The sequence below is a fragment of the Nocardioides scoriae genome (assembly GCF_900104965.1).
GTDB lineage: Bacteria > Actinomycetota > Actinomycetes > Propionibacteriales > Nocardioidaceae > Marmoricola > Marmoricola scoriae.
Genome location: NZ_LT629757.1, coordinates 401680 through 424017 on the forward strand (window position 1 = coordinate 401680; position 22338 = coordinate 424017).

Genomic DNA, 22338 nt, shown 5'->3' on the forward strand with positions numbered 1-22338 from the left:
GTGCTCAGTCTGCCGCGTCGGTCGAGCGCTCGCCGACGGCGTCGAGCGCCAGGTCGAGGGCCAGCACGTCGACCCGCGGCTCGCCCAGCACGCCCCAGGTGCGGCCCTCGGTGTGCGCACGCACCAGCCGGCGGACCACCTCGACGTCGAGGCCGCGGGCCCGGGCCACGCGGGCGACCTGCTGCTCGGCGTACGCCGGGGAGACGTGGGGGTCCAGGCCCGAGCCGCTGGCCAGCAGCGCGTCGGGGGCGACGTCGCCGGGACGGCTGCCGTTGGCCGCCGCGACCTGGCGCCGCCGCTCCCGCACGGCGTCGACCAGCGCGGGGTCGTCGAGGCCCAGGTTGCTGGCCCCGCTGGCCTGCGGGTCGTAGCCGCCGCCGGCCGCCGACGGCCGCGACCAGAAGTACGCCGGGTCCCCGGCGAAGGACTGCCCCACCAGGGAGGACCCGACCACCCGGCCGTCGCGCTCCACCAGCGAGCCGTCGGCGCGCCCGGGCATCGCGAGCTGGGCGATTGCCGTCACCAGCAGCGGGTAGGCCACCCCCAGCAGCAGCGTCATCACGACCAGCGCGCGCACGGCGGTGCCGAGCTGCCCGGCGCCCCGGCGGCTCACGCCAGCCCCGGCAGCTGGGAGACGACCAGGTCGAGCAGCTTGATGCCCGCGAAGGGGGCGACCAGGCCGCCGAGCCCGTAGACGAGCAGGTTGCGGCGCAGCAGCGACGCGGCCGAGGCGGCGCGGTAGCGCACGCCCCGCAGGGCGAGCGGGATCAGCCCGACGATGATCAGGGCGTTGAAGACCACCGCCGAGAGGATCGCGGACTCGGGGCTGGACAGGTGCATCACGTCGAGGGCCTCCAGGCCGGGGTACGCCGGCGCGAACATCGCCGGGATGATGGCGAAGTACTTCGCCACGTCGTTGGCGATCGAGAAGGTCGTGAGCGCGCCGCGGGTGATGAGCAGCTGCTTGCCGATGGCCACGATCTCGATCAGCTTGGTGGGGTCGGAGTCGAGGTCGACCATGTTGCCGGCCTCCTTGGCGGCGGCGGTGCCGCTGTTCATCGCCACCCCGACGTCGGCCTGGGCCAGCGCGGGGGCGTCGTTGGTGCCGTCGCCGGTCATGGCGACCAGGCGGCCGCCCCGCTGCTCGCGCCGGATCAGCTCCATCTTGTCCTCGGGGGTGGCCTCGGCGAGGAAGTCGTCGAGGCCGGCCTCGGTGGCGATGGCGCGGGCGGTGAGCGGGTTGTCGCCGGTGATCATCACGGTCCGGATGCCCATCCGGCGCATCTCGGCGAACCGCTCGACCATGCCGGGCTTGACCACGTCCTTGAGGTGGACCACGCCCAGCACCCGGGCCCGGCCGTCGACGCGCTCGGCGACCACCAGCGGGGTGCCGCCGGCCCGGGCCACCTCGTCGGCGAGGCGCCCGACCTGCTCGCCCGGGTCGCCGCCCTGCTCGCGGACCCACGCGACGACCGAGGCGGCGGCGCCCTTGCGGACCTCCCGGCCGTCGACGTCGACCCCCGACATCCGGGTCTGGGCGGTGAACGGCACGAAGTCGGCCCGCGGCAGGTCGGCCGCGCGGCGCGGCTCCACGCCGTGGGCCGCGACGGCCAGCGCCACGACCGAGCGGCCCTCCGGCGTCTCGTCGGCGAGGCTCGAGAGGTGCGCGGCGTCGGCCAGCCGGCGCACCTCGACGCCGTCGACGGGGAGCAGCTCGGAGGCCTGGCGGTCGCCGAGGGTGATGGTGCCGGTCTTGTCGAGCAGCAGCGTGCCGACGTCGCCGGCCGCCTCGACGGCACGTCCCGACATGGCGAGCACGTGGTGCTGCACCAGCCGGTCCATGCCGGCGATGCCGATGGCCGAGAGCAGCGCCCCGATGGTCGTCGGCACCAGGCACACGAGCAGCGCCGTCAGCACCACCAGCGACTGCCGGGCGCCGCTGTAGACCGCGAACGGCTGCAGCGAGACGGTGGCGGCCAGGAAGATGATGGTGAGGCTGGCCAGCAGGATGGTCAGGGCCAGCTCGTTGGGCGTCTTCTGACGGTCGGCGCCCTCGACCAGGGCGATCATCCGGTCCACGAAGCTCTCGCCGGGTCGCGAGGTGATCCGCACCACGACCCGGTCGCTCAGCACCCGCGTGCCACCCGTGACCGCCGAGCGGTCCCCACCGGACTCGCGGATGACGGGGGCCGACTCGCCGGTGATGGCCGACTCGTCCACGCTGGCCACGCCCTCGACGACGTCACCGTCGCCCGGGACGACCTCGCCGGCCTCCACGACGACCACGTCGCCGGGCTGCAGCGAGGAGGCCGCGACCTGCTCCTCGGTGCCGTCGTCGCGCAGCCGCCGGGCGACGGTGTCGCGGGTGGCCTGGCGCAGCGTGGCCGCCTGGGCCTTGCCCCGGCCCTCGGCCACGGCCTCGGCCAGGTTGGCGAACAGCACCGTGAGCCACAGCCAGACCACGACGGTCCAGGCGAAGACGCTGGGGTCCAGCGCCGCGCTCGCGGTGGCGAGCGCCGCGCCCACCTCCACCACGAACATGACGGGGGAGGAGACCATCACCCGGGGGTCGAGCTTGCGCACCGCGGACGGCAGCGAGGTCGCGAGCTGGGCGGGGTCGAGCAGGGCGGTCATGCGAGTCCCTCCGCGAGCGGACCCAGTGCGAGCACCGGGAAGAAGGTGAGTCCGGCGACGACGAGCGTCACGCCGGTGAGCAGGGTGACGAACAGCGGGCCGTGGGTGGGCAGGGTCCCCTCGTGCCGCGGCACCAGGGGCTGGGCCGCGAAGGAGCCGGCCAGCGCCAGGACCAGCAGCAGCGGCACGAACCGGCCGACGAGCATGGCCAGGGCCAGCGCCAGGTCGTAGAAGCCGGTGTCCGCGCTGAGTCCGGCGAAGGCCGAGCCGTTGTTGTTGCCGGCCGACATGAAGGCGTAGAGCACCTCCGAGAGGCCGTGCGGTCCGGAGCCGAGCATCGACGAGCGCGGCCCCGGCAGGGAGATCGCGACGCCCGTGCCGACCAGCACGACGAGCGGCATCGTGAGGATGCTGAGGGCGACCAGCTTCATCTCCCGCGCGGTGATCTTCTTGCCCAGGTACTCCGGCGTGCGGCCGACCATCAGGCCGGCGACGAAGACCGTCAGCACGGCCAGGAGCAGCAGGCCGTACAGGCCCGACCCGACGCCGCCGGGGGCCACCTCGCCGAGCCCCATCATGAGGATCAGCACGCCGCCGGCGACCCCGCCGTACGACGAGTGGAACGAGTTGACCGCGCCGGTGCTGGTGCCGGTCGTGGACACCGCGAACAGCGACGAGCCGGGGACCCCGAAGCGGACCTCCTTGCCCTCCATCGACGCGCCCGCCAGCTGCGCGGCCGAGCCCGGGTGGTGGAGCTCGAGCGCGGTCACGACCAGGGTGGCGGCCCCCCACAGCACGCCCATCACACCGAGCACGGCCAGGCCCTGGCGGCGGTCGCCGACCAGGGTGCCGAAGGTCCGGGTCAGCGCCACGGGCAGGAGCAGCAGCAGGAAGACCTGCAGCAGGTTGCTCAGCGGGGTGGGGTTCTCGAACGGGTGGGCCGAGTTGGCGTTGTAGAAGCCGCCCCCGTTGGTGCCGAGCAGCTTCACGGCCTCCTGCGAGGCGACGGGTCCACCCGGGACAACCTGGCGCTGGCCCAGCAGCGTGGTCGCCTCGGTGCCCGACGAGAGGTTCTGCACGACGCCGAGCGAGACGAGCACGAGCGCCGCGACGAACGCGATCGGGAGCAGCACCCGGAGGCTGACGCGCACGAGGTCCACCCAGAAGTTGCCGACCCGGTCGGTCCGCTGGCGCGACAGCCCGCGCAGCAGCGCCCCCGCCACGCACAGGCCGACGGCCGCCGAGACGAAGTTCTGGACCGCCAGGCCCGACATCTGGGCGAGGTGACCGAGCGCGGACTCGCCGGCGTACGCCTGCCAGTTGGTGTTGGTGACGAACGAGACCGCGGTGTTGAGGGCGAGCGCGGGCTCCATGCCCGGCCGCCCGAGCGAGAGCGGCAGCCAGGCCTGCAGCCGCAGCAGCAGGTAGAGCCCGACGACCCCCACGAGCGAGAACGCGATCACCGAGCGGGCGTAGACGGCCCAGCGCTGGTCGGCCTCGGCGTCCACCCCGAGCAGCCGGTAGACGCCCCGCTCGACGCGGGTGTGCTCGTCGGAGGTCAGGGTGCGGGCGACGTGGTCGCCCAGCGGTCGCCAGGCCAGGGCGAGGGCCGCGACCAGCACGAGCGCCTGGAGAAGCGCGGCCCAGCCGTCGGGCAGGGCGGCGCCGGACGCGCCCATCAGAACCGCTCCGGCAGCAGCAGGGCGACGAGCAGGTAGCCCAGCGCCAGCACGGCCAGCACCAGGCCGACCAGGTCCCCGGTCCCGGGGCTCACCGGTCGAGCACCCGGACGAGGAGCCAGCACAGGACGAAGAAGGCGCCGCTCAGCGCCACCATCAGCAGGTCGGTCGGCAACGTGGTCACGTCGCCATCCGACCCCCGCGCCCGGCCGCGGGCGGCCGTCCTTGCAGGTTCCTTGCAGCCCCGGGCGCGATCCTCACGCCGTCCTCACGCGCCCGGGCGTCCGGTCCCGTGGCGAGGTCAGGCGGAGCGGTCCAGGCGCACCAGCACGCCGTGCTCGCCGTACTCCCGCAGCTCGCCGACCACCAGGTCGGTGCCGCGCAGGCGCTGGGCCACCGCGTCGGCCTGGAAGGCCGTGCCGAGCTGCAGCACGGCCGCCCCGCCGGGGGCGAGGTGGGCGACGAGGGCGCGCAGGCACTCGTCGACCACCACCATGCCGTCGGGGCCGCCGTCGATGGCCAGCAGCGGGTCCTCGGGGAAGCGGGCCGTCTCGGCCGCGGGCACCCACGGCGGGTCCGCGATGACGAGGGCGAACCGCTCGCCCGGCGCCAGGACGTCACGGACCATCCCGTGGCGGACCTCGACGCGCCCGCCCATGCCCGCCCGCTCCGCGTTGCTGCGGGTGTACGCCGCGGCGACGGGCGACGCGTCGACGCACACCAGCGAGCGCTCCGACCCGTGCACGGCCAGCAGCCCGATGTGGCCCGCGCCGGAGCACAGCTCGAGCACCGGCCCCTCGGGCGCGGACGGCAGCAGCGCGTGGGCCCAGCGCGACTGGGCGGTGGTCCAGTGGCGGGGCCGCAGCACGCGGGCGTCGAAGGCGATCTCGAGCTCGCCGAACTCCGCGACCTCGACCTCCACGCCACCGGGCACCTGCTCCGGCGTCGTACCGGGCGCCTGCTCGGTCGTGCTCATCGCGGCTGGATGGACTTGTGGGTGCTGTCGCACCAGGGCATCCGGGAGGACTTCGCGCAGGCGCACACCGCGACCACCGGTCGCGTCACCGCGTGCGCGACGCCGGCGTCGTCGACCACGGCCTCGGCGCCGCGGACCAGCACGGGGCCGCCGGGGCAGGCGCGCTCGGTGACGTCGGGGCCCACGGCGATCACGAGGCCACCTCGGTGGGGGTCCACCGGCTCATCAGCTCGGCCGCCGACACCTCGTCGAGGTGCAGGCACACGGCCGCGCCGAGCAGGACGCTCGCCCGCTGGTCGGGGTCCTCGGCCACCATCGCGCCGCAGATGTCGTGGGCCGCGAGGTGCTCGTGGACCGCGTCGGCCTCGACGTGCTCGTGGAAGTACGCCGCGACGGCGTCGGGCAGCCCCAGGCGCTCCATCCCGGCCGCCACCTTGCGCGAGGGCACCGAGCTGGTGGCCTCGAAGACGGCCAGGTGGCCCATCGCCGCGCCGGCGAGCCGACGGTGCAGGCCGAAGAAGGAGACGGCGTTGGCCATCGCCAGGGAGGTGGCGCTGACCTGGTCGACGTAGGCGCCGTAGGTCGGGTCCAGGCCGACACCGGCCATCGCCTCGGCGTAGAGCCGCTGGTGCAGCCGCTCGGGACGCCCGCCGCCGAACTCGTCGTAGAGCAGCTCGGCCAGGGCGACCTTGGCCGGCCCGTGCAGGCGGGGCAGCACGAACGACTGCGGGTCGGACTCCTTGAGCTGCTGGACGCTGCGCTCGCGCAGGAAGTCCACGACGTCCTCGCGGCCGGCGTGGCGGTGCAGGTGGGCCGCGGGGGAGGGGCCGCGGCCGGTCTGGGACAGGGCGAGCAGCTGGGTGCCGACGTCGGTCCCGGCCTCGCTCCAGCTCTCGGTCCCCGGTCCGGTCAGCCGCGCCGAGGCCACCGCGCGGAGCTCGCGCTCGAAGCGGCGCTCCAGCGTGCGTCGCAGGCGCAGCACGGTCGGGTCCCACTCGAGGTCGTCCTGCACGCCGTCGAAGCCGCGGTAGTGCAGCTCGTAGAGGGTCCACAGCGCCAGCTGCGCGTCGGCGTCGGCCAGCATCGGCTCGGGGCCGAGGGCCAGCTCGTGGACGGCGGTGGCCGTCCCGGGCGTGCGGTCCCCGGTCAGGGCCTGCAGGACCCGTCGGCTCACGGGTCCGCGCTCACGGGGAAGCTGCATCAGGCGTGCCTTTCGTCCGGTGGCCGGGTCCGAGGCCCGGCGCAGGGCTGGTCGTTCCCGTACCCACCGGTAGCGGCCCGTCCCGCGCCCGAAAGGGTGAGTCCTCAGACGAGCTGGAAGTGAGCCGGGTCCAGGCGCGCGCAGCGGTCCTGGTACTCCGCGACCAGACCGGGCCAGTTGGTGGTGATCCGGCCGGTGGGCTCGCGGTACCAGCTCGAGCACGACGCCCACACGCTGCGCTGCAACCGGTCCTGCACCTCGGCGTCGAACGCCGCGGCCACCTCGGGGCGCACCCGCACGCTGCTCGCGCCGCCGGCCCGCATCCGGTCCAGCAGGGTCACCACGCCGTCGGCCGCGGCCTCGATCATGTTGACGATCGAGCTGCCGCCGAGGTTGGTGTTGGGGCCGTAGACCACGAACAGGTTCGGGAAGTCGGGCACGCACAGACCGAGGTAGGCGTGCGCCCCCTGCCGCCAGCGCTCGTGCAGGTCGGCGCCGCCGACCCCGGTCACCTGCATCGGCGCCAGGAACTCGGTGGCCGCGAAGCCGGTGCCGTAGACGACCACGTCGGCCGCGTGCTCCACCCCGGCGGCGTCGCGCACGCCGTGGGGCAGCACCTCGACGACGGGCTCGGTGACGAGGCTGACGTCCTCGCGGGCCAGGGCGGGGTACCAGTCGTTGCTGAACAGCACCCGCTTGCAGCCCAGCGGGTGGTCGGGCCGCAGCCGGCGTCGCAGCTCCGCGTCGCGCACCTGCAGCCGCAGCTGGGCGCGCCAGGCGAGGTGGACCAGGCGCTTGAGGCGGGTGCCGTCCACGAGCGACTCGTTGTAGCGCTCGGTCACCCACATCACCGCGGCCCGGGCCGCCGCCTGCAGCGCCGGCACCCGGCGGAAGGCCGCGCGGTGCACCCGGGTGTAGGCGCGGTCGGGCTTCGGCACGACGTACGGTGCGGAGCGCTGGAAGACGGTGACGTGGGCCGCCTCGGGGGCGATCGCGGGCACGAACTGGATCGCGCTCGCACCGGTGCCGAGCACCGCGACCCGGCGTCCGGCCAGGTCGAGGTCCTCGGGCCAGTGGGCGGAGTGGAAGGCCGGGCCCTCGAAGCGCTCGCTGCCCGGCAGCTCGGGGACCGACGGCCGCGAGAGCTGGCCGACCGCGCTGACCAGCACGTCGCACGACACCTGCTCGCCCGCCGTCGTGGTCAGGTGCCAGCGGCTGGCCTCCTCGTCGTAGGCCGCCGAGGCGACCTCGACGCCGAGCCGCACCTGGTCGAGGACGCCGTGGTCACGGGCGGCCCGCTCGATGTAGTCGCGGATCTCCGGCTGGCGGGAGTAGCGCCGCGGCCAGCCGGGGTGGGGCGCGAAGGAGAACGAGTAGAGCGACGACGGCACGTCGCAGGCCGCACCCGGGTAGGTGTTGTCGCGCCACACGCCGCCCACGCTGGAGCCCCGCTCGAGGACGGTGACGTCGCGGTAGCCGGCGCGGCGCAGGGCCACGGCCGTGCCGATGCCCCCGAACCCGGCGCCGATGACGATGATGCTCGGACGGTCGGTCGGCGGGCGCACCGGGCGAACCTAGCGGGTCAGACCCCCGGCGGGGGCGGGGTCGTCCCACTGGTCGGCCCTTCGGCCGCCCCGCTGATCGGTCCGGTGGTCCGGCCGTCGAGGGTCGCGAGCAGCTCGCGGCCCTGCTGGGCGAACTTGTGCTCGACGAGCAGCTCGTATCGGGTGGCCACGACCTGGCTGATCGAGGTGAAGTCGCGGCGGCCGCGGGTGGCGGCGTACCCGGCGGCGGCCCAGATCGCGCCGAACACCGCACCGAAGACCATCGTGGAGGACAGGATCGCCAGCGTCCCGCCGGTGCCGAAGACCGAGAGCAGCAGGCCGACGAACAGGCCCAGCCACAGGCCGGAGGCCACGCCGCCGACGAGCACCTTGCCCCAGGTCAGCCGCCCGGTGACCCGCTCGACCTGGCGCAGGTCGGTGCCGACGATGAGGCAGTTCTGCACCGGGAAGTCGTGGTCGGAGAGGTGGTCGACGGCGCGCTGCGCCTCGGCGTACCGCTCGAAGACGCCCAGCGACATCGGGAACTCGAGGCTGAGGGCGGAGGACGGGACCTGGATCGGCTGCTGGGTCATGGCTCCAGTGTCGCCCGTCGGTCTGAGCGGGGCCTGAGACACGGGCAGGGATGCGTGGAAGTCCGGGCCGATGCTGGCCGCCCTGCTCTGAGGCACCCGTCGTTCCCCTCGGTCCCTGAGTAAGGACGGAGTCCTGTCTCGAAGGGGCGCTCAGGTGATCGTCATGCCGCCGTCGACGGCGAGCGTCTGCCCGGTGATGTAGCCGCCCGCGGCCGAGGCCAGGAAGATCGCGCTCGCGGTCAGCTCGCGGGGGTCGCCCTTGCGGCCCGCGGGGATCCGCTGCTGCTGGGCCTCGAGGTAGCCCTCGGGGTAGGTGTCGGTCATCTCCGAGGCGAAGAACCCCGGGGCCAGCGCGTTGACGCGGATGCCCTTGCGCCCGGTCCACTGCTGGGCGAGGTCGCGGGTCAGGCCGATGAGGCCGGCCTTCGACGCGGCGTACGCCGCCTGCGGGAGGCCGGCGGTGGTGAGGCCGAGCACCGAGGAGATGTTGACGATCGAGGAGCCGGGCCGCATCACGCGCCCGCAGGCCTGGGCCATCCAGTAGCAGCCGTTGAGGTTGACGTCGATGACCTGGCGGAACTGCTCGGGCGTCTCGCGGGTCGCGGGCACCGCGGTGCCGACCCCGGCGTTGTTGACCAGCACGTCGACGCGGCCGAACTCCGCCATCGTGGCGTCGACCAGGGCCTGGCACGCCTCCGGCGAGGCCACGTCGGTCTCGACCTTGAGCGCCCGCCGCCCGGCCGCCTCGACGAGCGCGGCCGTCTCGTCGAGCCGCGCCACCCGTCGCGCACCCAGCGCCACGTCGGCCCCCGCCTGGGCGAACCCCTCCGCGAAGGCCACGCCGAGGCCCGAGGAGGCGCCCGTGACGATGACGACCTTGTCGGTCAGGGAGAACAGGTCGGTGATCGGTGAGGTCATGGCCCCGATCATGGCAGGCCGCTCCGCTGGCCCTTCGAGACAGGACTCCGTCCTTCCTCAGGGACCGAGGGGGTTCGTTCCCTGAGGAGGTCGCCCTGGCGACCGTCTCGAAGGGCGGGCGTGGTCCGGGCCCTTCGAGACAGGACGTCGTCCTTCCTCAGGGACCGAGGGGCGGGCGGGCCCTTCGGGACTAGACGTCGTCCTTCCAGGGGGACCGGGGTCGGTCAGTGGCTGCTGCGGGCCTGCCAGGCGGAGCGGACCATGTCCTCGAGGGTGTGGCGCATCTCCCAGCCGAGGTCGAGGGCGGCGGCCTCGCCGGTGGCGACGATGCGGGCGGGGTCGCCGGGGCGGCGGGGGCCCTCCTCGGGCGTGAAGTCGATGCCGGTGACGGCGCGGATGGCGGCCATGATCTCGGCGACCGAGGCCCCCTCGCCGCTGCCGAGGTTGTAGACGGGCAGCAGCTCCTCCCCGGCGGCCAGGCGCTGGGCGGCGACGACGTGGGCGCGGGCCAGGTCGGCGACGTGGACGTAGTCGCGCACGCAGGTGCCGTCGGGGGTGTCGAAGTCGGTGCCGTTGACGCGGGGCGTCTCGCCGGCGAGCAGCTTCTCGAACACGATGGGGAGCAGGTTGTGCGGGCTGGTGTCGTAGAGGTCGTCGCTGCCGGAGCCGACGACGTTGAAGTAGCGCAGCGAGGTGTGGCGCAGGCCGGTGGCGCGGGCCTGGTCGCGGATCACCCACTCGCCGATCAGCTTGCTCTCGCCGTACGGCGACTCCGGGTGCGTCGGCGTCTCCTCGGTCACCAGCGGCACGTCCACGGTGCCGAACGTGGCCGCGCTGGAGGAGAACACCAGCGAGCCGGCCCCGGTGGCGGCCATCGCCTCGAGCAGGCTGACGGTGCCGGTGACGTTCTGGGTGTAGGTGTGCAGCGGCCGGTCGACCGAGACGCCGGCGTACTTGAAGCCCGCCAGGTGGACGACGCCCTCGACCGCGTGGGTGCGCATCGTCTCGGCCAGCAGCGCCGTGTCGACGATGCTGCCGTCGACGAACGCGACGTCGGGTGAGACGAACTCGCGGTGGCCGCTGGAGAGGTCGTCGACCACGACCACGTCGAGGCCGGTCTCGGCGAACGCCCGCACCACGTGGGAGCCGATGTAGCCCGCTCCGCCCGTCACCAACCAGCTCATCGCAGACTCCCGTCGTCACCGTGCTCGACCCGCTCGGCGCCGCGCGGCGCCACGCGCGAACTCTATCGACGGCGCTGCTGCTGTGCGGGAGCGGCGAGGAGTAGCGTGCCCGAGGCGGCATCGGGCCGTCCGCCGTCCCGGGAGGTACTGCACATGACCGTGCTCGCCGCGGAGAGCTCGCTGAGGCTGGACACCAACTGGGTGGACTACCTCCTCATCGGGGTCTACTTCGCCTTCGTGCTGGGGATCGGCGTCCTGGCCCGCCGGTCGGTCTCGACCAGCCTCGACTTCTTCCTCTCGGGCCGCTCGCTGCCCGCCTGGGTGACGGGCCTGGCGTTCATCTCCGCCAACCTCGGCGCGGTCGAGATCATCGGCATGTCGGCCAACGGCGCCAACTACGGCATCCCGACGGTGCACTACTTCTGGGTCGGCGCCGTCCCGGCCATGCTGTTCCTCGGCGTGGTGATGATGCCCTTCTACTACGGCTCCAAGGTGCGCTCGGTCCCCGAGTTCATGCGGCGCCGGTTCGGCACCGGGGCCCACCTGGTCAACGCGATCAGCTTCGCGGTGGCCCAGCTGCTGATCGCGGGCATCAACCTCTACCTGCTGGCCAACATCGTCGAGATCATCCTCGGCTGGAACCTGTGGGTCTCGCTGATCGTGGCCGCGATCGTGGTGCTCACCTACACCTCGCTGGGCGGCCTGTCGGCGGCGATCTACAACGAGGTCCTGCAGTTCTTCGTCATCGTCGCGGCGCTGCTCCCGCTGACCCTCATCGGCCTGCACAAGGTCGGCGGCTGGGGCGGGCTGAAGGAGAAGGTCGCCGCGAGCTCCGGCGGCGCCGAGCAGCTCTCGTCGTGGCCCGGCCAGGCCCTGACCGGCTTCGACTCGCCGCTGCTCTCGGTCATCGGCATCGTGCTCGGCCTCGGCTTCGTGCTGTCCTTCGGCTACTGGACGACCAACTTCGTCGAGGTCCAGCGCGCGATGGCCTCCAGCTCCATCTCCGCGGCCCAGCGCGCGCCCATCATCGGTGCCTTCCCGAAGATGTTCGTCCCCTTCATCGTCATCTTCCCCGGCATGATCGCCGCGGTCCTGGTCAACGAGATCTCCGGCCCGAAGAACAGCGGCGGCGACCCGGACTACAACAACGCGCTGCTCTACCTGATCCGCGACCTGCTGCCCAACGGCATGCTGGGCGTGGCCATCGCCGGTCTCCTCGCGTCGTTCATGGCCGGCATGGCGGCCAACATCTCGGCCTTCAACACGGTCTTCTCCTACGACCTGTGGGAGACCTACGTCGTCAAGGACCGGCCCGACGGCTACTACCTCAAGGTCGGTCGCGCGGCGACCTTCGGCGCCACGATCATCGCGATCGGCACGGCGACCTTCGCGGCGTCGTACTCCAACATCATGGACTACCTGCAGACCCTGTTCGGGTTCTTCAACGCCCCGCTGTTCGCGACCTTCATCCTCGGCATGTTCTGGAAGCGGATGACCGCGACCGCCGGCTGGGTGGGCCTGGTCTCGGGCACCACGGCAGCCGTCGTGGTCGGCATCCTGTCCGAGGACGCCCTCGGCGGCCTCTCGGTCGGCGCGATCGGCCTCTCCGGCCAGGGCGCGAGCTTCGTGGCCGCCGGTGCGGCGTTCGTCGTCGACATCGTGGTGAGCATCGCGGTCACGATGGTGACCCGGCCGCGGGAGGAGAGCGAGCTGCGCGGGCTCGTCTACTCGCTCACCCCCAAGGCCGACTTCCACGACGACGGCGAGGGCGTGCTGGCGTGGTACCAGAAGCCCAACGTCCTGGCCGGTGTCGGCCTCGGCATCGTCGTCCTCCTCAACATCCTCTTCTGGTAAGGGACCCTCATGGCGCAGGACAGCAACGGGACGACCGAGCAGGCCCACCGGGCCGGCGCGTTCGACGTCCGCAACTTCATCGCGATGCTCATCGGCATCTTCGGCGTCGTGCTGGTGATCACCTCGTTCTTCGACGGTGAGAGCGAGTTGGCCAAGGCCGACGGCGTGCGCGTCAACCTGTGGGCCGGCCTCGGCATGGTCGTAGTGGCGCTCGTGTTCTTCGCCTGGGCGCGGCTGCGCCCGGTCGTGGTGCCCGAGGACACGGCCGCCGGCGACGCCGACGGCCGGGCGCACTGAGGGGCCCCTTCGCCGGGCTCCCGCCCGCGCGTCGCCGGCTGGCGCGGGCCGTGCTCGGCGCGGTCGTGCTCGTCCTCGTGGCCGTGGCCGCGTGGGCGGGCCTCCGCGCCCTGCTCGGCGGCTCGTCGGTCGACCAGTCGCGGCCCGGACCCGTCGTGGCGGTCCCCGGGTACGGCGGCCGCGTCGCCTCCCTCGACCCGCTGGTCGAGCGGCTCCGCGGCGAGGGCCGCGAGGTCGTGGTGTTCGCGCCGAGCCAGGGCGGCACCGGCGACCTCCGCGTCCAGGCCCGCCGCCTCGCCACGCTGGTGCGCGAGACCCTCGCGCGCACCGGCGAGCCGTCGGTCGACCTCGTCGGCTACTCCGCCGGCGGCGTGATCGCGCGCCTCTACGTCCGCGACGACGGCGGCGCCGACGTGGTGCGCCGCGTGGTCACCCTCGGCTCGCCCCACCACGGCACCGACGTCGCCCAGCTCGCGGTCGACGCCGCGGGCTCCTGCCCGACGGCCTGCGAGCAGCTGGTGCCCGACAGCGACCTGCTGCGCTCGCTGGACGCCGGCGACGAGACGCCGCAGGGGCCGCAGTGGGCGACCGTGCGCAGTGACGACGACGAGGTCGTCACCCCCACGGGGTCAGCGGCGCTGCAGGGCGCCCGCAACGTGCTGGTCCAGGACCTGTGCCCCGACGCCGTCGTGGGCCACGACCAGCTGCCGGGGGCCGAGGCCACCGGGCGCGTGCTCGACGCCGCGCTGGGACCGGGCCCCGTGCGGGCCCCGGCGCCGGGCTGCTGAGCGCTAGCGGGTGACGTCCTTGGTGGCGAAGTTGGCCCACGCGGCGCCGGCGAAGACGACCAGGTAGGCCAGCTGCGTCAGCACCCCGTCCACGACGTCGCCCCACCGGATCGGGTCTCGGAACAGGTCGACGAAGGCCAGCCAGTGGCGGGTCAGCAGGTAGGGCTTGATCGCGTCGGCGGCGTCGAGGCCCAGCAGCACCGTCGAGGCGACCAGCAGCCCGATCGTGCCGAGGGCGGCCCCGACGGCGGAGTCGGTGAGCGTGCTGAAGAACAGCGCGATCGCGGCCACGCCGAGCATCGCCAGCACGACGTACACGAACGCCAGCCCGGTGCGCTGGGTCATCTGGGCCTGGGTCAGCGTCGAGCCCGAGACGCTGACCACCCCGGTCGCCGGGGCGTCGCCCAGCAGCAGCTGGCCCTCGACGTAGGCCACCACCGCCACCACGAAGACCGCCAGCACCACGAAGACCACGACGCTCACCAGCTTGGCGACCAGCAGCCGCAGCCGCGCGACGGGGCGCACCAGCAGGTAGCGCAGGGTGTCACTCTGCACCTCGCCCGCGACGGCGTCGCCCCCGACCACCGCCACGGCGACCGGGAGGAAGAGCGGCAGCACGAGGCCGAGGGCGGCCAGGGGGAACAGCGTGCCGTCGGTCAGCACGGCCGAGAGGAAGGGCGGGCCGGTGCCCGGCCGCGGACCGAGGTCGGTGATCGCGAGCAGCACGGCCACCAGGGTGGGCAGCGCGTTCAGCGCCAGGATCGTCACCCAGGTGCGGGGTCGGGTCAGCAGCTTGACCAGCTCGACGCGGATCACGGGGCCTCACTCGCGGCGAGCACGATCTCCTCCAGGGTGCGGCGCTCGGGACCGAGCTCGGTGACGCGCACGCCGCGCTCCACCAGGTGGGCGACCAGGCCGGCCGGGTCGGGGCTGCGCACGACCACGTGCCCGGGTCCGTGGTCGGCCACGTGGCCGTCGAGCGCCCGCAGCGCCGTGGCGACGTCGGGCGTGCGCACCCGCACCAGACCGGTGGGGGCCTGCAGCACGGACATGTCCTCCTGGAGCACCAGCCGGCCCCGGTCGAGCACGCCGACCCGGGTCGACATCTGCTCGATCTCGGCCAGCAGGTGGCTGGAGAGGAAGATCGTGGTGCCGCCGCGGTTGAGGGCCAGCAGCAGCTCGCGCATCTCGCGGATGCCCTGGGGGTCCAGGCCGTTGGTCGGCTCGTCGAGGACCAGCAGCGGGGGCCGGCGCAGTAGCGCCCCGGCGAGGCCGAGCCGCTGGCGCATGCCGAGGCTGTAGGTGCGGGCGGGGCGGCGGTCGTCGGGGTCGAGCCCGACCTGCTCGAGCACCGCGCCGATCCGGCCCGGGCGGTCGGCGCGCGGCGAGCCGTCGATGGCGTCGAGCAGGGCCAGGTTGCGGCGCCCCGACAGGTGGGGGTAGGCGCCCGGCCCCTCGACCAGCGCGCCGATCCGCGGCAGCACCGAGGCGCCGTTGCGCGGCATCGGCTCGCCGAACACCTCGACGTCGCCCTCGGAGGCCAGGACCAGGCCGAGCAGCATCCGCACGGTCGTGGTCTTCCCGGAGCCGTTGGCGCCCAGGAAGCCGTAGACGTCGCCCTCGCGGACCTCCAGGTCGACGCCGTCCACCGCGCGCACCCCGCCGCGGTAGACCTTGGTCAGGCCGCGGGTGCGGACCACCGGCGCGGTCGCCCCGCCCGTCGCGGTCACCGGCCCACCGGGTCGACCAGGCGCACGCCGGCCGCGAGGTCGTCGGCGGCCAGCACGAGCGTCGCGGGCGTGACGGTGCCGAGGTAGACGTAGGTGGCGCGACCGGCCCCGTCGAGCAGGACCGAGAGCGGGCCGAACTCCAGGGCCTGACGCTCGCCGGTGTCGCGCACGTTGCCGGCCTTGCGCAGCTCCTCGCGCAGCCCGCGGGCCACGAAGTCGCGCAGCGGCACGGCCAGCACGGCGGTCGGCCCCCGGCCGTAGACCCCGACCGCGCCGAAGTCCGCCGGGTCGCCGCGGCGCGCCAGGCCGGCGACCTCGTCGGGCACCTGGAACGGGGCGTAGCGGTTGGCACCGGCCGCCTCGTCGAGCGTGCGGCCGCGGGCCACCTCCACCCCCGGGGCGATCTCGAGCCGGGTCTGCGCGGCCGGCGGTCGGCCGAGCGAGAGCGAGGTCACCTCGGTCGTGAGCACCGGGCGCTCGCCGGCCGGGCCGGCGTACACCTCGACGCGCAGGGGGAGCCCGGACTCCTGGTCGGCCCACAGGTCGACGCGGGTGATGGTCGAGCGGTCGTCGTCGGGCACCAGCCGCAGCCCCGCGGCGGCCCGGCCGGCGACGCGCTCCGACGGCAGCCGCGAGAGCTCGCCCGCCCGGGCCCCGGCGAGCAGCCGCTGCGCCAGCGCGACCGGCACCACGTCGTCGTCGTCGGGCAGCCGGATGGGGGAGTACGGCGTGACGCTGACCCGGTTGCCCTCGTAGCGCCACCGGACCAGCCGGTCGCCCTCGCGGGCCAGGTCGGTCTCGCCGCTCTCGCGGACCCGGTCGACCCGGTAGTCCTCGGGGCCCTGCCACCACACGCGCAGCCGGCTCGACTCGCCGAGCAGCCGGACCACGCCGCCGAAGGTGTCGCCGGTCAGCGGCACCTCGAGCGAGCCCTGGGTGGCGACCTCACCGGACCAGCCGGTGCGGTCGGCCGCCTGCACCCGGTCGGCGAGGGCGCGCGCGCTCTCGCGCGTCTCCGCCACGGGCAGGGCGCGGACCGCGAGCGGGACGACGACCAGGGCCGCCGTGACGGCGAGCACGACCAGCCATCGCGCCGCAGGGACCATGCCCCTCACCGTACGACCCGTGCGAAGCGCGGGACCGGGCCGAGCAGCGCTAGGATGGCGGTGTGAACCGCGCCCTCCTGCTTTCCTAGCCGCGTCGAGAACGACGCGGCTGCCCCTCCCTGCGAGGGGCTTTTGCATGTCCGGGCAGCACCACCGACGACCAGAAGGCACCCGCCATGAGCGAGCACGAGACCGAGATCGACACCACCGGTCGCTACGACGTCCACGCCACCGAGCAGAAGTGGCGCGCCGTGTGGGACGAGCTCGACCCCTTCCGCGCCGACGACGACAGCCCGCGCGAGAAGCGCTACGCGCTGACGATGTTCCCCTACCCGAGCGGCGACCTGCACATGGGCCACGCCGAGGTGACCGCGCTGCACGACGTCGTCGCGCGCTACTGGTGGCAGCGCGGCTACGAGGTGCTCAACCCGATGGGCTGGGACTCCTTCGGGCTGCCGGCCGAGAACGCCGCGATCCGCAACGACGCCCACCCGGCCGACTACACCTACGGCAACATCGCCACCCAGCTGGAGTCCTTCCAGCGCTACGGCGTGGCCGTCGACTGGTCGCGCCGGTTCAACACCTCCGACCCGGAGTACTACCGCTGGACGCAGTGGCTGTTCCTGCAGCTGCACGCCAAGGGCCTGGCCTACCGCAAGAACAGCCCGGTCAACTGGTGCCCCAACGACCAGACCGTGCTGGCCAACGAGCAGGTCGTCGACGGCGCCTGCGAGCGCTGCGGCGCCGAGGTCACCAAGCGCGAGCTGACCCAGTGGTACTTCCGCACCACCGCCTACGCCCAGGAGCTGCTGGACTCCCTGGACGACCTGCAGCCGACCTGGTCGGACAAGGTCGTCAACGCGCAGCGCAACTGGATCGGCCGCTCCGAGGGCGCCCACGTCGACTTCGTCGTCGAGGGCCGCGAGGAGCCGCTGACCGTCTACACCACGCGGCCCGACACCCTGTTCGGCGCGACCTTCATGGTGGTGGCCGCCGACGCCCCGCTGGCCGCCGAGCTGGTCACCGAGGAGCAGGCGGGCGCGCTGGAGGACTACCTGGTCGAGGTGCGCAAGGAGTCGGAGATCAACCGGCTCTCGACCGACCGGCCCAAGACGGGCGTCGCCCTGGGCCGCACCGCGCTGAACCCCCTCACCGGCGAGCAGATCCCGGTGTACGCCGCCGACTACGTGCTGGCCGACTACGGCACCGGCGCGATCATGGCGGTGCCCGGTCAGGACCAGCGCGACTGGGACTTCGCCCAGGCCTTCGACCTGCCCGTCGTGCGCACCGTGCAGCCGCCCGAGGGCTTCGACGGCGAGGCCTTCACCGGCGACGGCCCGGCCATCAACTCGGCCAACGACGAGATCGACCTGTCCGGCATGGGCGTGGCCGAGGCCAAGTCGACCGCCATCGCCTACCTGGAGCGCCAGGGCCTGGGCCGCGGCACGGTCAACTTCCGGCTGCGCGACTGGCTGCTGTCGCGGCAGCGCTACTGGGGCGCGCCGATCCCGATCATCCACTGCCCGACCGACGGCGAGGTCCCCGTGCCCGCCGACCAGCTGCCGGTCGAGCTGCCCGAGCTGCGCGGCGCCGACCTCAAGCCCAAGGGCACCTCGCCCCTGGGGGCGGCGACCGACTGGGTGGAGGTCACCTGCCCCACCTGCGGCGGACCCGCCACCCGCGACACCGACACGATGGACACCTTCGTCGACTCGTCGTGGTACTTCCTGCGCTACCTCTCGCCGCACGACGACACCCAGGCCTTCGACCCCGAGCTGGCGCGGGCCTGGGGCCCGGTCGACCTGTACGTCGGGGGCGACGAGCACGCCGTGCTGCACCTGCTCTACAGCCGGTTCTTCACCAAGGCGCTGCGCGACCTGGGCCTGCTGGACTGGGACGAGCCGTTCTCGGCGTACCTGTCGCAGGGCAAGGTCATCAACAACGGCCGCAAGATGAGCAAGTCCCTGGGCAACGGCGTCAGCCTGGGCGACCAGCTCTCGGAGTTCGGCGTCGACGCGGTGCGGCTGACGCTGGTCTTCGCCAGCCCGCCGGAGGACGACATCGACTGGGCCGACGTGTCGCCGGGCGGCTCGCTGCGCTTCCTGCAGCGCGTGTGGCGGCTCTCCGGCGACGTCACCTCCGCCCCGGGGACCTCACCGGCCGACGGCGACGTGGCGCTGCGGCGCCTGACCCACCGGACGCTGCACGACGCCGCCACGCTGGTGGAGTCGCACCGCTTCAACGTCGTCGTCGCCCGCACCATGGAGCTGGTCAACGCCACCCGCAAGACCATCGACACGGGCGCCGGTCCGGCCGACCCCGCGGTCCGCGAGGCCGTGGAGGCGGTGGCGGTGCTGCTGTCGCTGGTCGCGCCGTACACGGCGGAGGAGATGTGGGAGCGCCTGGGTCACCAGCCGAGCGTCGCGCGCGCCGGCTGGCCGGAGGTCGACGAGGCGCTGCTGGTCGAGGAGTCGGTCACGGCCGTCGTGCAGGTGCAGGGCAAGGTCAGGGCCCGCCTGGAGGTCGCCCCGGACGTCTCGGAGGCCGACCTGGAGGCCGCCGCCCTGGCCGACGAGGCCGTGCAGCGCGCGCTGGAGGGCAGGACCGTGCGCAAGGTGATCGTCCGGGCGCCCAAGCTCGTCAACATCGTCGCCGGCTAGCCGGGACGAGCCCGACCGAGGCGGGGCCCGGCCTCGCCGGTCGGGCCCGCTGCGGGCTCAGAGCTTGCGGACGGCCTCGGCGACGGGGCGGTCGCCGGCGACGACGGCGAAGGTCTTGCCGATGGTGTTCTCGGTCTCGAGCACCTCGGCGAGCACGTGGGCGACGTCGCCGCGGGTGACCGAGCCGTAGTCCACGTCGCCGACCTGGACGGTGCCCGTGGGGACGTCGTCGGTCAGCTTGCCGGGCTGGACGATGGTCCAGTCGAGGGCCTCCTGGGCGCGGACGTGGTCGTCGGCGTCGCGCTTGGCGCGCAGGTAGACCTGGAAGACGTCGTCGGAGTCCTCCTCGATGCGGTCCTGGCCCATCGAGGAGATCATCACGTAGCGCCGCACGCCCGCGGCCACGGCCGCGTCGGCCAGCATGATCGCCGCGCCCTTGTCCACGGTCTCCTTGCGCCGGGCGTTGCCGTCGGCGCCCCCACCGGCGGCGAAGACCACGGCGTCGGCGCCGCGCACGATCTCGGTGACCCGCTCGACCGAGGTGTCCTCGAGGTCGAGCTGCTGCCAGCCGATGCCGTCGGCCTCCAGGTCCGGCACGTGCTCGGCGGAGCGGATCAGCCCCACCACGTCGTGCCCGTCCTGGCTGACGAGCCGGCCCAGCTGGCGGGCGATCTGTCCGTGTCCTCCGGCGATGACGATGCGCATGGGGCCGACGCTAGCGCCCGGGCGGTCAGGTCGCCCGTGAGGCTGCCCGGCTAGCGTGGGGAGGTGACCGCCAGCGAGACGACGAGCCCGAGCACGGAGGGTCACGACGACCGCTGGAGGGCACTGGCGGTGTGCCTGGTCGCCGGCGGGATGTGCCTGCTCGACGTCAGCATCGTCAACGTCGCGCTGCCCTCGATCCGCACCGGCCTCGACGCCGACGACAGCGACCTGCAGTGGGTGGTCGCGGGCTACTCGCTGGCCTTCGGCATGGCGCTGGTGCCGGCCGGGCGGCTGGGGGACGCGCGCTCGCGCCGCACGGTGTTCATGTGGGGCGTCGCGCTGTTCACCCTGGCCAGCGCCGCCTGCGGGGCCGCACCCAGCGCGCTGCTGCTCTCGGTGGCGCGGGTGGTCCAGGGCGTCGGCGGCGGCCTCATCACGCCGCAGGTCTCGGGCTTCATCCAGAACCTCTTCAAGGGCCCCGAGCGGGGCCGCGCGTTCGGGCTGTTCGGCGCCAGCATCGGCGTCTCCACGGCGATCGGTCCGCTGCTCGGCGGGCTGCTGGTGCAGCTCGGCGGTCCCGAGATCGGCTGGCGCCTGGTCTTCTACGTCAACCTGCCGATCGGGCTGCTGCTGCTCGTGCTGGCCCGGGCCTGGCTGCCGGTCACCGAGCGCGGTCCGCGGCAGTCCCTGGACCCCGTGGGCGTGGTGCTGTTCGCGACCTCGATGCTGCTGGTGCTGCTGCCCGTCGTCGAGGGCGGCCAGGGGGCCCCGCTGTCGCAGCGGCCCTGGTGGTTGCTCGGGGTCGCGGCGCTGCTGCTGGTCGCGTTCGTGCTGTGGGAGCGTCGGTGGGCGGCCCGGGGCAACGAGACGCTCGTGGACCTGCGGCTGGCCCGGGTGCCGTCGTACGTCTTCGGGCTGGGGCTGGGCACCTGCTACTTCGCCGGGTTCACCGCGATCTTCATCGTGCTGACGCTCTACCTCCAGCAGGGGCTGGGCTACTCCGCCCTCGAGGCCGGGCTCAGCCAGCTGCCGTTCGCGGTCGGGTCGGCCGTGACGGCCTTCTACGGCGGTCGCATCGTGCAGCGCTACGGCCGCGTGCTCGTGCTCGTCGGCCTGCTCGCGGTGGTGGTCGGGCTGCTCGGCGTCGACCTGCTGGTGCCGCACCTCGACGGGCAGGTCGGCCTGCGGCTCGCCCCGCTGCTGCTGCTCGCCGGCGCCGGCGGCGGCCTCGTGATCGCGCCCAACATCACGCTCGCCCTCGACGAGGTCGAGCCCGCGCGTGCCGGCGCCGGGGGCGGGCTGCTGCAGACCGCGCAGCGCGTGGGCGGGGCCATCGGCGTCGCCGTCGTGCTGGCGCAGTTCTTCGCCGTGGTCGGCTCCGGCGGGGAGTACGCCGAGGCCGTGTCGGTCTCGCTGCGCACCACGGTCGGCCTCGTCGTGCTGGCCCTGCTGCTGGGCCTGGTCGACCTGGCCCGCCGGGTCCGCAGCGACGAGGTGGGCGTCGCACCCGGGGCGGGGGCCGGTCGCTAGCCTGGCCCGCATGCGCGTCGCCCTGGTCACCGACTCGACGGCGTCGCTGTCGGCCGGCACCGCGGAGCGGCTCGGCGTCACGGTCGTCTCCCTGCAGGTCGTGGTCGGCACCGTGCCGCGCGACGAGGGCGGTCCCGACGGCATCACCCCGGCCGAGCTCGCCGCCGAGCTCCGGGCCCACCGCACCGTCAGCACCTCGCGGCCCGGCCCCGAGACGCTGCTCCGCGTCTACGAGCGGCTGGCCGCCGAGGGGGCCGACGAGATCGTCTCGGTCCACCTGTCGGCCGAGCTGAGCGGCACCTGCGAGTCGGCGCAGCTGGCCGCGCGACGCGCGCCCGTGCCGGTGCACGTGGTCGACACGCGCCAGGTCGGCATGGGCACCGGCTTCGCCGTGCTGGCCGCGGCCGAGGCGGTGGAGCGCGGTGCCGACGGCGCCGAGGTCGCGCGGCAGGCCCAGGCCCGGGCCGGGGCGACGACGTCGCTGTTCTACGTCGACACCCTCGAGCACCTCCGCCGCGGCGGCCGGGTGGGCGCCGCCGCCGCCCTCGTGGGCTCGGCCCTCGCGATCAAGCCGATCCTGCGGCTGCAGGACGGCCGCGTCGGCGCCTTCGAGAAGGTCCGCACCGCGACCAAGGCGCTGCAGCGGCTGGAGGAGCTGGCCGTGGAGGCGGCGGGGCCGGGACGCGCCGTGGCGGCCGTGGCGCACCTCGAGAGCCGCGAGCGGGCCGAGCGCCTGGCCGCCGGGCTGACCGGTCGCCTGGGGGACCGCCTCGACCCGGGGCAGGTCCCGGTCCTGGAGATCGGCGCCGTGCTTGGCGCTCACGTCGGGCCCGGCATGGTCGCCGTCGCCGTCGCCGCCCTGGGCTGAGGGTCCACACCCCGCCCCGGCGTGGGAGTTGTCCACAGATCGCGGCCGGTCGGTACCGACGCCGCCGCGCG

Annotated in this window: 21 protein-coding genes; 6 read left to right on the top strand and 15 right to left on the bottom strand. The window is 74.1% G+C overall.

Annotated elements, in window-relative coordinates:
• Positions 1 to 4: 4 nt before the first annotated feature.
• From kdpC to galE, 11 genes are all read right to left on the bottom strand, one after another.
• Positions 5 to 613 carry a potassium-transporting ATPase subunit KdpC gene (gene kdpC / locus BLU55_RS01920; protein ID WP_269457935.1) on the bottom strand — a complete coding sequence of 203 codons (609 nt, stop codon included), beginning with the start codon at positions 611 to 613 and terminating at the stop codon, positions 5 to 7.
• Positions 610 to 2634, bottom strand: coding sequence for a potassium-transporting ATPase subunit KdpB (gene kdpB, locus BLU55_RS01925; protein WP_091725427.1), 2025 nt, complete (start codon positions 2632 to 2634; stop codon positions 610 to 612). The genes kdpC and kdpB overlap by 4 nt, the downstream gene beginning before the upstream one ends.
• Positions 2631 to 4313 carry a potassium-transporting ATPase subunit KdpA gene (kdpA, locus tag BLU55_RS01930; protein ID WP_091725429.1) on the bottom strand — a complete coding sequence of 561 codons (1683 nt, stop codon included), beginning with the start codon at positions 4311 to 4313 and terminating at the stop codon, positions 2631 to 2633. Before kdpA ends, kdpB begins: the two co-directional genes overlap by 4 nt.
• Positions 4313 to 4408 carry a potassium-transporting ATPase subunit F gene (locus BLU55_RS19305; RefSeq protein WP_157682682.1) on the bottom strand — a complete coding sequence of 32 codons (96 nt, stop codon included), beginning with the start codon at positions 4406 to 4408 and terminating at the stop codon, positions 4313 to 4315. Before BLU55_RS19305 ends, kdpA begins: the two co-directional genes overlap by 1 nt.
• Before the next feature lie 206 nt (positions 4409 to 4614).
• Entirely contained in the window at positions 4615 to 5289 is a 675-nt protein-coding gene (locus tag BLU55_RS01935) for a methyltransferase domain-containing protein (RefSeq protein WP_091725430.1), read from the bottom strand.
• The gene (locus BLU55_RS01940; RefSeq protein ID WP_197681069.1) at positions 5286 to 5483 is read right to left on the bottom strand and encodes a CDGSH iron-sulfur domain-containing protein; all 198 of its coding nucleotides are present in this window, start codon (positions 5481 to 5483) and stop codon (positions 5286 to 5288) included. Before BLU55_RS01940 ends, BLU55_RS01935 begins: the two co-directional genes overlap by 4 nt.
• Complete coding sequence (locus BLU55_RS01945; protein WP_231916999.1) at positions 5480 to 6463, bottom strand: iron-containing redox enzyme family protein; 984 nt, start codon at positions 6461 to 6463, stop codon at positions 5480 to 5482. Before BLU55_RS01945 ends, BLU55_RS01940 begins: the two co-directional genes overlap by 4 nt.
• 131 nt (positions 6464 to 6594) lie before the next feature.
• Positions 6595 to 8055 carry a flavin-containing monooxygenase gene (locus tag BLU55_RS01950; protein WP_091725436.1) on the bottom strand — a complete coding sequence of 487 codons (1461 nt, stop codon included), beginning with the start codon at positions 8053 to 8055 and terminating at the stop codon, positions 6595 to 6597.
• 17 nt (positions 8056 to 8072) lie between these two features.
• Positions 8073 to 8627, bottom strand: a complete 555-nt coding sequence (locus tag BLU55_RS01955) for a general stress protein (RefSeq protein ID WP_231917000.1) — start codon at positions 8625 to 8627, stop codon at positions 8073 to 8075.
• 150 nt (positions 8628 to 8777) lie between these two features.
• Positions 8778 to 9545 carry an SDR family NAD(P)-dependent oxidoreductase gene (locus BLU55_RS01960; protein WP_091733300.1) on the bottom strand — a complete coding sequence of 256 codons (768 nt, stop codon included), beginning with the start codon at positions 9543 to 9545 and terminating at the stop codon, positions 8778 to 8780.
• Between the two features lie 224 nt (positions 9546 to 9769).
• Complete coding sequence (gene galE, locus BLU55_RS01965; protein WP_091725437.1) at positions 9770 to 10729, bottom strand: UDP-glucose 4-epimerase GalE; 960 nt, start codon at positions 10727 to 10729, stop codon at positions 9770 to 9772.
• 153 nt (positions 10730 to 10882) lie between these two features.
• On the opposite strand from galE, the gene BLU55_RS01970 reads away from it, so the two are divergent.
• The 3 genes from BLU55_RS01970 to BLU55_RS01980 are packed head-to-tail and all read left to right on the top strand — an operon-like array spanning position 10883 to position 13668.
• Positions 10883 to 12583 carry a sodium:solute symporter family protein gene (locus BLU55_RS01970; protein WP_091725439.1) on the top strand — a complete coding sequence of 567 codons (1701 nt, stop codon included), beginning with the start codon at positions 10883 to 10885 and terminating at the stop codon, positions 12581 to 12583.
• 9 nt (positions 12584 to 12592) lie between these two features.
• Positions 12593 to 12880 (top strand): hypothetical protein, encoded by a 288-nt coding sequence (locus BLU55_RS01975; protein ID WP_091725441.1) that lies wholly within the window; start codon positions 12593 to 12595, stop codon positions 12878 to 12880.
• Between the two features lie 50 nt (positions 12881 to 12930).
• Positions 12931 to 13668 (top strand): esterase/lipase family protein, encoded by a 738-nt coding sequence (locus BLU55_RS01980; protein ID WP_197681070.1) that lies wholly within the window; start codon positions 12931 to 12933, stop codon positions 13666 to 13668.
• A 3-nt stretch (positions 13669 to 13671) separates the two neighbouring features.
• Here BLU55_RS01980 and BLU55_RS01985 read toward each other — a convergent pair whose 3' ends face one another.
• The 3 genes from BLU55_RS01985 to BLU55_RS01995 are packed head-to-tail and all read right to left on the bottom strand — an operon-like array spanning position 13672 to position 16504.
• Positions 13672 to 14484 (bottom strand): ABC transporter permease, encoded by an 813-nt coding sequence (locus tag BLU55_RS01985; RefSeq protein WP_091725442.1) that lies wholly within the window; start codon positions 14482 to 14484, stop codon positions 13672 to 13674.
• Positions 14481 to 15398, bottom strand: a complete 918-nt coding sequence (locus tag BLU55_RS01990; RefSeq protein WP_231917001.1) for an ABC transporter ATP-binding protein — start codon at positions 15396 to 15398, stop codon at positions 14481 to 14483. The genes BLU55_RS01985 and BLU55_RS01990 overlap by 4 nt, the downstream gene beginning before the upstream one ends.
• A complete protein-coding gene (locus tag BLU55_RS01995; RefSeq protein ID WP_091725444.1) occupies positions 15395 to 16504 on the bottom strand; it encodes a sigma-E factor regulatory protein RseB domain-containing protein in 1110 nt (369 codons plus the stop codon). Before BLU55_RS01995 ends, BLU55_RS01990 begins: the two co-directional genes overlap by 4 nt.
• 176 nt (positions 16505 to 16680) lie before the next feature.
• Between BLU55_RS01995 and leuS the strand changes: the two genes are divergently transcribed.
• Positions 16681 to 19164, top strand: coding sequence for a leucine--tRNA ligase (leuS, locus tag BLU55_RS02000; RefSeq protein ID WP_091725446.1), 2484 nt, complete (start codon positions 16681 to 16683; stop codon positions 19162 to 19164).
• A 57-nt stretch (positions 19165 to 19221) separates the two neighbouring features.
• On the opposite strand, the gene BLU55_RS02005 is transcribed toward leuS, so the two are convergent.
• Entirely contained in the window at positions 19222 to 19869 is a 648-nt protein-coding gene (locus tag BLU55_RS02005) for an SDR family oxidoreductase (protein WP_091725448.1), read from the bottom strand.
• 63 nt (positions 19870 to 19932) lie between these two features.
• Between BLU55_RS02005 and BLU55_RS02010 the strand changes: the two genes are divergently transcribed.
• Complete coding sequence (locus BLU55_RS02010) at positions 19933 to 21399, top strand: MFS transporter (protein ID WP_197681071.1); 1467 nt, start codon at positions 19933 to 19935, stop codon at positions 21397 to 21399.
• A gap of 10 nt (positions 21400 to 21409) precedes the next feature.
• The gene (locus tag BLU55_RS02015; protein ID WP_091725450.1) at positions 21410 to 22267 is read left to right on the top strand and encodes a DegV family protein; all 858 of its coding nucleotides are present in this window, start codon (positions 21410 to 21412) and stop codon (positions 22265 to 22267) included.
• The last annotated feature ends 71 nt before the right edge of the window (positions 22268 to 22338 follow it).